This window comes from Roseomonas sp. GC11 (genome assembly GCF_024437745.1).
Taxonomy (GTDB): Bacteria; Pseudomonadota; Alphaproteobacteria; order Acetobacterales; family Acetobacteraceae; genus Pseudoroseomonas.
In genome coordinates this window covers 13,184-25,426 of sequence record NZ_JANFNY010000043.1, presented here as the reverse complement: position 1 = coordinate 25,426, position 12,243 = coordinate 13,184, and the positions used below count along the sequence as shown (strand labels likewise).

The 12,243-nt window shown below is 71.1% G+C and carries 11 protein-coding genes; all 11 read left to right on the top strand.

Annotated features, from left to right (window positions below; translation table 11 throughout):
- The first annotated feature begins 148 nt into the window (after nucleotides 1–148).
- The 11 genes from NON00_RS14380 to NON00_RS14330 all read left to right on the top strand — a co-directional run bounded on the left by NON00_RS14380 (nucleotide 149) and on the right by NON00_RS14330 (nucleotide 12,142).
- Nucleotides 149–1,174 (top strand): ABC transporter substrate-binding protein, encoded by a 1,026-nt coding sequence (locus NON00_RS14380; RefSeq protein WP_256022305.1) that lies wholly within the window; start codon nucleotides 149–151, stop codon nucleotides 1,172–1,174.
- A 169-nt stretch (nucleotides 1,175–1,343) separates the two neighbouring features.
- Nucleotides 1,344–2,861, top strand: coding sequence for a 2,3-bisphosphoglycerate-independent phosphoglycerate mutase (gene gpmI / locus NON00_RS14375; RefSeq protein WP_256022304.1), 1,518 nt, complete (start codon nucleotides 1,344–1,346; stop codon nucleotides 2,859–2,861).
- 175 nt (nucleotides 2,862–3,036) lie between these two features.
- A complete protein-coding gene (locus tag NON00_RS14370) occupies nucleotides 3,037–4,305 on the top strand; it encodes a lipopolysaccharide biosynthesis protein (protein WP_256022303.1) in 1,269 nt (422 codons plus the stop codon).
- Entirely contained in the window at nucleotides 4,302–5,252 is a 951-nt protein-coding gene (locus NON00_RS14365) for a glycosyltransferase family A protein (RefSeq protein ID WP_256022302.1), read from the top strand. The genes NON00_RS14370 and NON00_RS14365 overlap by 4 nt, the downstream gene beginning before the upstream one ends.
- Before the next feature lie 383 nt (nucleotides 5,253–5,635).
- Nucleotides 5,636–6,820, top strand: coding sequence for an ABC transporter substrate-binding protein (locus NON00_RS14360; RefSeq protein ID WP_256022301.1), 1,185 nt, complete (start codon nucleotides 5,636–5,638; stop codon nucleotides 6,818–6,820).
- A gap of 125 nt (nucleotides 6,821–6,945) precedes the next feature.
- Nucleotides 6,946–7,860: a branched-chain amino acid ABC transporter permease gene (locus tag NON00_RS14355; RefSeq protein ID WP_256022300.1), complete on the top strand. Its 915-nt coding sequence runs from the start codon at nucleotides 6,946–6,948 to the stop codon at nucleotides 7,858–7,860.
- On the top strand, nucleotides 7,853–8,848 hold the full coding sequence (locus tag NON00_RS14350) for a branched-chain amino acid ABC transporter permease (RefSeq protein WP_256022299.1): 996 nt from the start codon (nucleotides 7,853–7,855) through the stop codon (nucleotides 8,846–8,848). Before NON00_RS14355 ends, NON00_RS14350 begins: the two co-directional genes overlap by 8 nt.
- Nucleotides 8,845–9,600 (top strand): ABC transporter ATP-binding protein, encoded by a 756-nt coding sequence (locus NON00_RS14345; RefSeq protein ID WP_256022298.1) that lies wholly within the window; start codon nucleotides 8,845–8,847, stop codon nucleotides 9,598–9,600. Before NON00_RS14350 ends, NON00_RS14345 begins: the two co-directional genes overlap by 4 nt.
- A complete protein-coding gene (locus tag NON00_RS14340) occupies nucleotides 9,600–10,301 on the top strand; it encodes an ABC transporter ATP-binding protein (protein ID WP_256022297.1) in 702 nt (233 codons plus the stop codon). Before NON00_RS14345 ends, NON00_RS14340 begins: the two co-directional genes overlap by 1 nt.
- A gap of 201 nt (nucleotides 10,302–10,502) precedes the next feature.
- Complete coding sequence (locus NON00_RS14335; RefSeq protein ID WP_256022296.1) at nucleotides 10,503–11,384, top strand: alpha/beta hydrolase; 882 nt, start codon at nucleotides 10,503–10,505, stop codon at nucleotides 11,382–11,384.
- Nucleotides 11,385–11,440: 56 nt separating this feature from the next.
- Nucleotides 11,441–12,142: a class I SAM-dependent methyltransferase gene (locus NON00_RS14330; RefSeq protein ID WP_256022294.1), complete on the top strand. Its 702-nt coding sequence runs from the start codon at nucleotides 11,441–11,443 to the stop codon at nucleotides 12,140–12,142.
- Nucleotides 12,143–12,243 lie beyond the last annotated feature (101 nt).

Genomic DNA, 12,243 nt, shown 5'->3' with positions numbered 1-12,243 from the left:
AGCGGCACACAACCTCTGGTGCCGCTTTGCGGCACACGTCTTCTGGTGCCGCTTTGCGGCACGGGCGTTGCTTCCCGGCATGCAGGCTGGCACAGCCATGCCAGAGAGAGATGCCAGAGAGACACATCAGAGAGACCGGGAGGTTTTCATGCTCATCACACGCCGTGGCCTGATGGCCGGCACCGCCGGCGGCCTGCTCGCCCTTCCGCATATCGCCAAGGCCCAGGGCGGGTTGACGCCGGTGAAGTTCTGCCTGGACTGGGCCTTCCAGGGGCCGCAGGCACCCTATCTGCTGGCGGCCGAGCGCGGCTTCTTCCGCGATGAAGGCATCGCCATCACCATCGACCGCGGCTTCGGCTCGGGCGACACGCCCGTGAAGGTGGCAAGCGGCGCCTATGAATTCGGCATCGCCGATCTCTCGCCCGCCATCCGGCTGCGGCTCTCGGGGCAGGCGCCGGACCTGATCGCGCCCATGGTCATCCAGCAGGGCAGCCCGCTCGCGGTGATGGCGCTGAAGAAATCCGGCATCACCAGCCCGAAGCAGCTGGAGGGCCGCAGGCTGGCCGCGCCGGAGACGGATGCCGGGCGGCAGCTCTTCCCCGCCTTCGCCAAGGCGGCGGGGATCGACATGGGCAAGATCTCCTGGGTCACCGTCACGCCGCAGCTGCGCGAGCCGATGCTGGTGCGCGGCGAGGCGGATGCCATCACCGGCTTCGAGATTTCCGGTGTGTTCAGCCTGCGCAACCTGAACGTGGCGGAGGGCGACATCGTCTCGATGCGCTATTCCGATGCCGGGGTGACGCTGCTCTCCACCGCGCTGCTGGCCAAGCGCGCCTATGCCGAGGCCAACCCGAAGCTGGTGACGGGCATGATCCGCGCCCTGGCGCGCGGCCATGAGGCGGCGTGGAAGGACCCGGACGCCGCCATGGAGGCCCTGGTCAAGCGCGACGCGACCGCCCCCAAGGCGCTGGAGAAGGCGCGGATGCTGGCCAATTTCGCCTTCATCCGCACGCCGGAGGCGCTGGCCGGCGGCTATGGCAACCTGCCCCTGCCGCGCGTGCAGGCCGCCATCGACACGGTGCGCGACGCCTTCGCCATCACCACGCCCCTGTCCGCCGCCGACCTCTATGTGGCCGACTTCCTCCCCCCCGCCGCCGACCTGAAGCTGTCCTGACCGCCTGCCGGCCGCCATCGGCGGCCGGCCCTGACAGAAAGAAGAAGGGGGCCTGGGGGAATTCATTCCCCCAGCCTTTTTCTGTCCACGCCTTTTTTCTTTCCTCTCTTTTGTCTCCTTCCCCCCGGGTCTATCCCTCCCCCTGTCCGCAACAGCCTGGAGAAGCGCCATGACCCGTCCCAAGCCTGTGATGCTTGTCATCCTGGATGGCTGGGGCTGGCGGGAGGAGGCGGCCGACAATGCGGTGCGGCAGGCGAAGACTCCCTGCTTTGACCGCCTCTGGGCCGAGAGCCCGCGCAATTTCCTGCACACCAGCGGCCATGATGTGGGCCTGCCGGATGGCCAGATGGGCAATTCCGAGGTCGGGCACCTGAATCTGGGCGCCGGCCGGGTGGTGATGCAGGACCTGCCGCGCATCGACAGGGCGGTGGCGGATGGCTCCATCGCCACCCTGCCCGCCGTGACCGACCTGATCGCCCGGCTGAAGGCCAGCGGCGGCACGCTGCACCTGATGGGCCTGCTCTCGCCGGGCGGGGTGCACAGCCACCAGGGCCATGGCCTGGCGCTGGCGAAGGCCTTCGCCGCCGCCGGCATCCCGGTGGCCGTGCATGCCTGGACGGATGGCCGCGACACCCCGCCCGACTCCAGCCCCGGCTATCTGGCCCATTTCGAGCCGCATCTGCCGGCGGGGGCGCGCATCGCCACCGTCACCGGCCGCTATTTCGCCATGGACCGCGACAAGCGGTGGGAGCGCGTGCGCAGCGCCTATGACGCCATGGTGGAGGGCCAGGGCCAGCGGGCGGAGAGCGCCGCGGCCGCCATCGCCGCCGCCCATGCCGCCGGCAAGACGGATGAGTTCATCCCCGCCAGCGTGATCGGCGGCTATGCCGGGATGAAGGATGGCGACGGGCTGCTGTGCTTCAACTTCCGTGCCGACCGGGTGCGGCAGATCCTGGCGGCGCTGCTGCTGCCGGGCTTTGACGGCTTCACCGCGCGCCGCCCCGCCTTCGCCGGCTGCGCCGGCATGACGGAATATTCCAGCGCGTTGAACCCGCATCTGGCCACGCTCTTCGCCCCGCAATCCATGCAGGACATCCTGGGCGCCGTGGTGTCGCGGGCGGGCCTCACGCAGCTGCGCATGGCGGAGACGGAGAAATATCCGCACGTCACCTACTTCCTGAATGGCGGCGAGGAAGTGCCCTTCCCGGGCGAGGAGCGGATCATGGTCCCCTCCCCCAAGGTGGCGACCTATGACCTCCAGCCCGAGATGTCGGCCCCCGAGCTGACGGAGAAGGCGGTGGCGGCGATCGCCTCGGAAAAGTTCGACCTGATCGTGCTGAACTTCGCCAATGCCGACATGGTAGGCCATACCGGCAGCCTGGACGCTGCCACCCGCGCCTGCGAGGCGGTGGATGCCGGGCTGTCGCGCCTCGCGGAGGCGGTGCTGTCGCGCGGCGGGGCACTGCTGGTGACAGCCGATCACGGCAATGCCGAGCTGATGAAGGACCCGGCGACGGGCGGCCCCTACACGGCGCACACCACCAATGTGGTGCCGGTGCTGCTGGCCGGCGGCCCGGCCGGGGCGGCGCTGCGCGAGGGGCGGCTGGCCGATGTGGCGCCGACGCTGCTGGCGCTGCTCGGCCTGCCGCAGCCGGCGGCGATGACCGGGCGGAGCCTGCTCGCCTGAGAGCCGGTTGGAACATTCGGAGCGCTGCTGGCCTTGAGGGGGCTTTGCCCCCTCAAACTCCCCCAGCAGGGGATAGGATCCCCTGCACCCGCCTTCAGAAAGGGTTTCCAAAGGCCTCAGGCCTTTGGTGGGGAGAGTCTGAGAGGGGCAAAGCCCCTCTCAGGAGCACCCGCCCATGCTGAAGCGCCTGCGTGCCCTGTTGCCGGAACGCGCCCTGGCGCTCGATATCGGCGTGCTGTTCAGCGGCTTCACCCTGCAACTGCTGACGCAGGTGGGCTGGCTGGTGCTGGCGCTGCGCGTGCTGGGGCCGGATGGCTATGGCCTCTTCGCCAGCCTCACGGCGGTGACGGTGGCGCTCTCCTTCCTCGTGGGCCTGGGCAGCGACCAGCTGCTGATCCGCCATGTCGCGGCCGAGCCGGCGGCGCTGCGGCGCTGGCTCGGGCATGGGCTGCTGGCCACCACCGCCACCGGCCTGCCGCTGGCGCTGCTGCTGCTCCTGCTGCTGCCGCTGGCCGAAATCGGGCGCATCGGCACCGGGCCGCTGCTGGCCGTGCTGCTGGCGGACCTGCTCTGCGGCCGCTACGCCAATCTCTGCACCGTGGTGGCCATCGCCACCGGGCAGGCGGGGCGGCAATCCCAGGCCACGGTGCTGGTGGGGGCGCTGCGGCTGGCGGCCATCGCCCTGGCCGGGCTGCTGCCGGGCGGGCTCAGCATCGCCGCCTGGGCCTGGTGGTATCTCGGCGCCTCCACCCTGGCGGCGCTGGGCTGCCTGGCGCTGGTGGTGCGCGACCATGGCTGGCCCATCCCCACCTGGATCAACGGCCACTGGCGCGAGGGCACGGCCTTCGCCGCCGAGGCCGCGCTCCAGGCCTCCGTGGCCGATCTCGACAAGCCCATCGTGCTCCAGCTCGCCGGGCCGACCGAGGCGGGGCTCTACGCCGCCACCTTCCGCATCATCGGCACGCTCTACCTGCCGCTGCGCGCGCTGGGCTATGCCTTCTATGGCCGGCTCTTCCGCCGGCCGGAGGCGGAGCGCCCGGCCTATGGGCTGCGCATGCTGCCGGCCGGGCTGGGCATCGGGCTGGCGGCGGCGCTCGGCGTGCTGCTCTGCGCCGACCTGCTGCCGCTGATCTTCGGCCCCGCCTATGCCGCGCTGCCGCCGCTGCTGCGGCTGGTCTGCCTGATGCCGGCCGCCTATGGCGCCTTCTACCTCGGCGCCGATGTGCTGAGCGCGACGCGGCGCCAGCCGCTGCGGCTCGGCATCGTCACCCTCTCGCTGGCGCTGACCCTGGCGCTGTGCTGGCTGGCCGTGCCGCTGGCGGGCATCGAGGGCGCCTCGCTGGCGCGGCTCGGCGTGCAGGGGCTGGCGGCGCTGGCCGTCTGGGCCTTCGCGCTGCGCCGCCTGCCCCCCGCCCCCGCTCCCACCGGAAGCCCCGCCGCATGAGCGACCCCAGCCCCGCCACCAGCCCCGCCTGGAGCGGCGCCACCCCGCGCCTCTCCCTGCTGGTGCCAACCTATGACCGTGACATCCGCCCCCTGGCCGGGGAGCTGATGGCCGGCATCGCCGCCCTGCCGGAGCCGGGGGCGGTGGAATTGCTGGTGCTGATCGACGGCAATCCTGGCCTGACCGGGCAGGAGGCGATCCTGGCCGAGGCCGCCGCGCGCGGCGTGGCGGCGGGGCTGGCGGTGGCGCCGGGCAATCTGGGCCGGGCGGGGGCACGCAATGCCCTGGCGCGGCTGGCGCGCGGCCAGGTGGTGCTGTTCCTCGATGCCGACAGCCTGCCGGACGCGCCGGATTTCGTCGCCCGTGCCCTGGCGGCGGCGGCGGAGCACCCGGGCGCCGTGGTCTGCGGCGGCCGCACCGGGCTGCGCCTGCCGCCGCCGCCGGCCGATGCGCGGCTGTTCCACACCCACAGCCAGAAGCGCGAATGGCTGCCCGCCACCCGGCGCAACCAGGACCCGGCGGGGCATTTCCTCTCCGCCAATTTCCAGATCGACCGCGCGCTGTTCCTCGCCACCCCCTTCGACGACCGCTTCCGCGGCTGGGGCTGGGAGGACACGGAATGGGCGCTGCGCATCGCCCCGCGCGCGCCGCTGCTGCACATCGACAACAGCGTCAGCCACATGGAATTCCACCGCGATGCCGACTGGCTGGGGCGGCTGGACCGCTCGGTGGAGAATTACCGCCTGCTCTACACCACCCACCCGGAGGCGGTGCGGCGCCACCGCATCTTCCCGCTGATCCAGGCGCTGCGCCCGGTTTCGGGCTGGCTCTGGCCGCGGGCGCTGCTCTGGCGCCTGGCGCTCTGCCCGGCTTTGCCCCCCGCCTTTCGCCTGCATGTGGCCAAGCTGCGGCAGGCGCTGGTCTATGGTGCGATCCTGTCGCCGTAGCGGCCTTTCTATCGGAAGGTCCAGGAAACTCGGTTTCCTGGTGGGGAGAGTTTGAGAGGGGCAAGGCCCCTCTCAACGCGCTTCTCTTCACCTGATCTTAAGGTGCAGTGCAGCAAAACGAGACTCATCGCAGAAGATGGAGGCTCGTTTGAAAAAACCGCTCAAGGCTCTGATCAGCTGGCTCTCGCCACGTGGCTACAAGCCCGAGAGGCACTATATGCGCGGCCGCAAGGCGGACTGATCCCCGCTTTCCTCTGTTCCCCGGCCCGGCCCTGTTCCACGTGAAATCGCGGTTGCCTGTTACCCCTGTGCAGGCCAGAGATTCCCGCTTCCAAGACGGAAAGAAAACAGTTTAAGCTTAAACAAACAGGGGAGTTCGGGAGATGATCGAGAGGCGTGGCTTCCTGGGAGCCGCCGGCGCGCTGGCGGCTGCCCCCTTCCTGGCGCGGCCGGCCCGGGCCCAAGGGACGGCCCTGAAGATCGGCATGATCACCACCCTGTCCGGCCCCGGCGGCTATCTCGGGCAGGACATCCGCGATGCCTTCGCCCTCGCCCTGGAGATGCAGGGCGGCCGGCTGGGTAATACACCGGTTCAGCTCCTCGTCGAGGATGACGCGCTCAAGCCCGGCCAGGGCAAGCAGATCGCCGAGCGCTTCATGAAGAACGAGAAGATCAAGCTGCTCACCGGCGTGGTCTTCTCCAACGTCCTCGGCGCCGTCGCGCCGGATGTGCTCGATGCGGGCGGCATCTATGTCAGCCCCAACGCCTCGCCCTCCACCTTCGCCGGGCGCGAGTGCCACCGCAATTTCTGGTCCATCGCCTGGCAGAATGACAGCCTGCACGAGAGCGCCGGCCAGGCCGCCGTCAATCTCGGCTATAAGAAGATGTTCATCCTCGCCCCCAACTACCAGGCGGGCAAGGATGCCATCACCGGCTTCAAGCGCCTCTACAAGGGCGAGATCGTCGGCGAGGTCTATACCCGCCTCGACCAGACGGACTACGCCGCCGAAATGGCGCAGATCCGCGCCGCCCAGCCGGATGCCGTCTACCAGTTCCATCCGGGCGGCCTCGGCATCGCCTTCCTGAAGCAATATGTGCAGGCGGGGCTCTCGCAGAGCATCCCGATGGTGCTGGCCGAGCCCTCCATGGACGCCACCACCCTCGGCGCCGTGGGCGAGGCCGCGCTCGGCATCCACGTCACCGCCCACTGGAACACGGATTTCCCGAACGAGGCCAACAAGCGCTTCGTCAGCGCCTTCATGGCCAAATACAACCGGGTGCCCACCTACTACGCCCAGCACGGCTATGACACGGCCCTCGCCATCGGCGCCGCCCTCGCCGGGACGGGGGGCAAGGTGGACGACACCGAGGCCTTCCGCCGCGCCATGCTGCCGGCGAAGTTCGAGAGCACGCGCGGCAAGTTCGCCTTCGGCCCCAACCAGCACCCGGTGCAGGACTGGTACCTCGTGCGCGTCGAGCGCGGCGCCGATGGCAAGCCCGCCCTCGTCACCAAGGGCCGCGTGCTGGAAAACCACGGCGACGCCTATGCGGGGCAGTGCCGGCTGTAAGGCCGCCCTGGCAGGAGCCAGCAGAGAAAAATAAGAAAAGCGGCGGGGGAAAGTATTCCCCCGCACCCCCTTCCTGTCTGTCAGGGCCGGCGGACGCTGTCCGCCGGCAGGCTTCGGAGAACCGCATGGGCCTGCTGCTGGAGCAGCTCCTCAACGGCCTGCAGCTCGGCGTCATGTTGTTCCTGCTCGCGGCGGGGCTGACGCTGGTCTTCGGCATCATGGGCGTCATCAACCTCGCCCACGGCTCGCTCTACATGGTGGGCGCCTTCGCCTCGGCCTGGGTCGCCACCAAAACAGGCTCGGCCCTGGCGGCGCTGGCGGCGGGGCTGGCCGCCGCCGCCCTCACCGGCATGGCGGTGGAACTCCTCGTCCTGCGCCGCCTCTACGCGCGCGACCACCTGGACCAGGTGCTGGCCACCTTCGGGCTCATCCTCTTCTTCAACCAGGGCATGGTCCTGCTCTTCGGCCGCCAGCCGCTCTTCGTCGAAATACCCGCTGCCCTGCGCGGCGCGGTCGAGCTGGCGCCGGGCCTGCCCTACCCCGCCTACCGCCTCGCCATCATCGCCGTCGGGCTGCTGGTGGCGGCGGGGCTCTACCTGCTCATCCAGCGCACCCGCACCGGCATGCTGGTGCGCGCCGGCGCCACCCACCGCGAGATGGTGCGCGCCCTCGGCGTCGATATCCGCCTGCTCTATACCCTGGTCTTCGGCCTCGGCGCGCTGCTCGCCGGCCTCGCCGGGCTGATGGCCGGGCCGATCTTCTCCGTGCAGGTCGGCATGGGGGAACAGATCCTCATCATGACCTTTGTCGTCGTCGTCATCGGCGGCATCGGCTCGGTGCGCGGCGCCCTGGCCGGGGCCGTGCTGGTCGGGCTGGTGGATACGCTGCTGCGGGCCTATCTCCCCGCCGCGCTGCGCGGCGTGATGCAGGGGCCGGATGCCGATGCCCTCGCCGCCGGCCTCGCCTCGATGGGAGTCTATCTGCTGATGGCCGTGGTGCTGCTGCTGCGCCCGCGCGGGCTCTTCCCCGCCCATGCGTAACCGCCTGCGTTCCCGCCTGCCCTCACGGGACGCGGTGGCCCTCACCCTGCTGCTCGCCCTCGCCATCGCCCTGCCCTGGCTGGCCGAGGCGGCGGGCAACCCGGCCGGCATCGCCCTGGCCACCCGCATCGCCATCTACGCCCTCGCCGCCAGCGCGCTGAACCTCGCGCTCGGCCAGGGCGGCATGGTCAGCTTCGGCCACGCCGCCTTCTTCGGCCTCGGCGGCTATGCCGTCGGCATCCTCTACGCCCACTGGTCGTGGCAGGAGCCGCTCCTCGGCATCCTGCCCGGCACCGTCTCGCTGCCCCTCACCCTGCTGGCGGCGGTGGGGCTGGGCGGCCTCGCCGCGGCGGCCATCGGCGCGCTCAGCCTGCGCACCAGCGGCGTGCAGTTCATCATGATCACCCTCGCCTTCGCGCAGATGCTCTTCTTCCTCTTCGTCTCGCTGAAGGCCTATGGCGGGGATGACGGGCTGAGCGTGCGCCGCCAGGGCGAATTCCCCGGCCTCTCGCTGCGCGACCCGGCGCAGCTCTACTGGCTCTGCCTCGGGCTGCTGGTGGGCTGGCTCGCCCTGCTGCGCCGCGTCACCCGCTCCCGCTTCGGCCAGGTGCTGGCCGGCGCCCGGCAGAATGAGCGGCGGCTGCGCGCCCTCGGCCTCACGCCCTACCCCTACAAGCTGGCGGGCTTCATCCTCTCCGGCATGGGCACCGCCCTGGCCGGGGCGCTGATGGTCAACCAGGCCCGCTTCGTCAGCCCCGACATGCTGCACTGGACCAAGTCGGGCGAGCTGATGATCATGGTCATCCTCGGCGGCGTCGGCACGCTGCTCGGCCCCGTCTTCGGCGCCGCCGCGCTGGTCGGGCTGGAATCCATCCTCTCCGCCTGGACGGAGAACTGGCAGATCATCCTCGGCCCCATCCTCCTCCTCGTCGTCCTCTTCGGGCGCGGCGGGCTGATGGCGCTGCTGCGCCGGGTGCTGCCGGCATGACACCGCTCCTCACCCTCGACGATCTCCGCAAGAGCTTCGGCGGGCTGCGCGCCACCGATGGCCTCTCCCTCACCGTCCTGCCCGGCGAGCTGCACGCGCTGATCGGCCCCAACGGCGCCGGCAAGACCACCGCCATCGGCCAGATCACCGGCGAGATCGCCCCCGATTCCGGCCGCATCCTCTTCGAGGGGCGCGACATCACCCGCACCCCCGCCGCCCGCCGCGTGCGCCTCGGCCTCTCGCGCAGCTTCCAGATCGTGCAGCTGCTCGACGCCGCCACGGCGGAGGACAATGTGGCCCTGGCCGTGCAGGCGCGTCAGGGCCATTCCTTCCGCTTCTGGGCCGATGCCACGCGCGATGAGAGCCTGCGCCACCCGGCGCGGCTGCTGCTGGTGGAGGCGGGCCTGCCCCCGGCGCGCTGGGACCTGCCGGTGGCCGATCTCTCCGCCGGCGAGCGCAAGCAGATCGAGCTGGCCGTGGCCCTCGCCGCCCAGCCCCGCCTGCTGGTGCTGGACGAGCCGATGGCCGGCCTCGGCCCCAGCGAATCCCGCGCCATGACCGAGACGCTGCAACGCCTGAAGGGGCAGGTCGCCATCCTCCTCGTCGAGCACGACATGGAGGCAGTCTTCGCCCTGGCCGACCGCATCTCGGTCCTCGTCTATGGCCGCTGCATCGCCACCGGCACGGCGGCGGAGATCCGCGCCAACCCCGAGGTGCGCGCCGCCTATCTGAGCGAGGAGGATGCCGTCTGATGCTGGAGGTCTCCGGCCTGCGCGCCGGCTACGGCGCGAGCGAAGTGCTCTTCGGCGTCGATCTCACCGTGCGGGAGGGCGAGGTCGTCACACTGCTCGGCCGCAACGGCATGGGCAAGACCACGACGGTGCGCGCCATCATGGGGCTGAACCCGCCGCGCGGCGGCCATGTCGGCTTTCGCGGCGCCGCCCTGGTGGGGCAGCCGCCCGAGGCCATCGCCCGCCGCGGCATCGGCCTGGTACCGGAGGGGCGGCAGGTCTTCCCCACCCTCTCCGTGCGCGAGAACCTCGTGGCCACCGCCGCCAACCGCGCGGCACACGCCACGCCCTGGACCCTGCCGCGCCTCTACGCCCTCTTCCCCCGGCTGGAGGAGCGCGCGGCGCAATCCGCCCGCACCCTCTCGGGCGGGGAGCAGCAGATGCTCGCCATCGGCCGCGCGCTGATGACCAACCCGCATCTGCTCATCCTCGACGAGGCCACCGAGGGGCTGGCCCCCGTCATCCGCGCGGAAATCTGGAACACCCTCGCCACGCTGAAGCAGGCAGGGCAGGCCATCCTGGTCATCGACAAGAATCTGGCGGCGCTGACGCGGCTGGCGGACCGGCACCACGTGCTGGAAAAAGGCCGCACCGTCTGGAGCGGCACCAGCGCGCAGCTCCAGGAGAATGCCGAGGCCGTGCGGCGCTGGATCGGCGTCTGAGGCAGCGCGCGGTCTTGAGAGGGGCTTCGCCCCTCTCAAACTCTCCCCACCAAAGGCCTGAGGCCTTTGGAAACCCATCCGTGAATCCCCCCTGATGGCGGGTGCAGGGGACCCCGCCCCCTGCTCAAGGGAAAGAATGGGGGTGTTTGAGGGGGCAAAGCCCCCTCAAGCTTTCCAGCCACCAGAAAGAGGCCCCCCCCGATGACCACCCTCTATCGCGGCATGGACCGCGCCACGCTCGACCGCGAATACAATGCGCGCGCCACCGTGCCCGATATCGGCCCCATCATCGCCGAATACCGCGGCCGCACCGACCACGCCCGCGCCACCCTGGCCTGCCACCTCGATATCCCCTACGGGCCGACCGGAGCCGAGCGGCTCGATGTCTATCCAGCGGCCACGCCGGGGCCGGCGCCGGTTTTCGTCTTCATCCATGGCGGTTACTGGCGGCTGCTCGATGCCGCCGATTCCGGCTTCATGGCGCCCTACATGACGGCGCGCGGCGTCTGCGTCGTCGCGGTGAACTACGCCCTCGCCCCCGGCGTGACGCTCGACGAGATCACCCGCCAGTGCCGCGCCGCCCTCGCCTGGATCCATGCCAACATCGCCCGGCATGGCGGCGACCCGGCGCGCATCCACGTCTCGGGCAGCTCGGCGGGCGGGCACCTGGCGGGGATGCTGATCGCGGGGGGGGACTGGCCCGCCGCCTTCGGCCTGCCGCCGCGCCCGGTGGCCGGCGCCACCCTGCTCTCCGGCCTCTTCGACCTGGAGCCCATCCGCCTCTGCCACGTCAATGACTGGATGGCGCTGGACGAGGCCGCCGCGCAGCGCAACTCCCCCCTGCTGCTGCCGCCCCCCGCCCCCATCCCCGTGGTGCACAGCGTGGCCGATACCGAGACCGCCGAATTCAAGCGCCAGACGCATGACCACGCGGCTTTCTGCGCCCTGGCCGGCTGCCCCACCCACACCGTGGTGGCGCCGCCCGGCTCCAACCACTTCGACATCGTCTTCCAGCTCTGCGACGACACGCCCCTCTCCCGCGCCACCCTCGCCGCCATGGAAGTGTCACCACAGACGCTTTGACACGGCGCCGCGCCGGTGCTCCCTGCCGCCCTTCCGCGGCGGGGAAGGGGCGAGGCATGACGGATGGCTGGGACGAATCGGCGGCGGCCTGGATCGCCGATATGGGCGAGGCCGGGGACTATGCCCGCGAATGGGTGCTGGACCGGCCCATGCTGGCGCTCTGCGCCGGGGCGCGCCGCGCGCTGGATGTCGGCTGCGGCGAGGGGCGCTTCTGCCGCCTGCTGCGCGCCCGCGGCACCGCCGCCACCGGCATCGACCCGACGGCGGCGCTCCTCGCCACCGCCCGCGCCCGCGACCCGGAAGGCGATTACCGCACCGGCCGCGCCGAGGCGCTGGATTTCCCCGATGCCAGCTTCGACCGCGTCATCAGCTACCTGACGCTGATCGACATCCCCGACCTGCGCGGCGCCGTGGCCGAAATGGCCCGGGTGCTGGCACCGGGCGGGCAGTTGGTGATCGCCAACCTGAATCCCTTCCTGACCGCCGCCGCGCCGGAACACCGCATCCGCGACGCCAGCGGGGCGGAGCATCTGCGCGTCGATCGCTACCTGGAGGCACGGGCGGAATGGGTGGGCTGGCGCGGCATCCGCATCCGCAACTGGCACCGCCCGATGCAGGACTACATGGCCGCGCTGCTGGAGCAGGGCCTGCGCCTGCGCCACTTCGCCGAGCCCGCCCCCTGGGGCGGCGACCCGGAGCGCGCCGCGCGCTACCGCGGCGCCCCCTGGTTCCATGTCATGGCCTGGGAGAAGGACTGAGCAGCCCTCTCCTGGGGAGGCTCCGCCTCCCCAAACGAAAAGAAGACTCTCTGGGGAGGCGCTGCCTCCCCAGACCCCTCCGCCGGGGTGGCACGGCCACC

Bases quoted from the DNA above. Each gene is read 5' to 3' on its own strand.
- NON00_RS14380 (WP_256022305.1), top strand. From the start codon at position 149: ATGCTCATCACACGCCGTGGCCTGATGGCCGGCACCGCCGGCGGCCTG.
- NON00_RS14350 (WP_256022299.1), top strand. From the start codon at position 7,853: ATGCGTAACCGCCTGCGTTCCCGCCTGCCCTCACGGGACGCGGTGGCC.
- NON00_RS14370 (WP_256022303.1), top strand. From the start codon at position 3,037: ATGCTGAAGCGCCTGCGTGCCCTGTTGCCGGAACGCGCCCTGGCGCTC.
- NON00_RS14345 (WP_256022298.1), top strand. From the start codon at position 8,845: ATGACACCGCTCCTCACCCTCGACGATCTCCGCAAGAGCTTCGGCGGG.
- NON00_RS14360 (WP_256022301.1), top strand. From the start codon at position 5,636: ATGATCGAGAGGCGTGGCTTCCTGGGAGCCGCCGGCGCGCTGGCGGCT.
- NON00_RS14340 (WP_256022297.1), top strand. From the start codon at position 9,600: ATGCTGGAGGTCTCCGGCCTGCGCGCCGGCTACGGCGCGAGCGAAGTG.
- NON00_RS14355 (WP_256022300.1), top strand. From the start codon at position 6,946: ATGGGCCTGCTGCTGGAGCAGCTCCTCAACGGCCTGCAGCTCGGCGTC.
- NON00_RS14335 (WP_256022296.1), top strand. From the start codon at position 10,503: ATGACCACCCTCTATCGCGGCATGGACCGCGCCACGCTCGACCGCGAA.
- NON00_RS14365 (WP_256022302.1), top strand. From the start codon at position 4,302: ATGAGCGACCCCAGCCCCGCCACCAGCCCCGCCTGGAGCGGCGCCACC.
- NON00_RS14330 (WP_256022294.1), top strand. From the start codon at position 11,441: ATGACGGATGGCTGGGACGAATCGGCGGCGGCCTGGATCGCCGATATG.
- gpmI (WP_256022304.1), top strand. From the start codon at position 1,344: ATGACCCGTCCCAAGCCTGTGATGCTTGTCATCCTGGATGGCTGGGGC.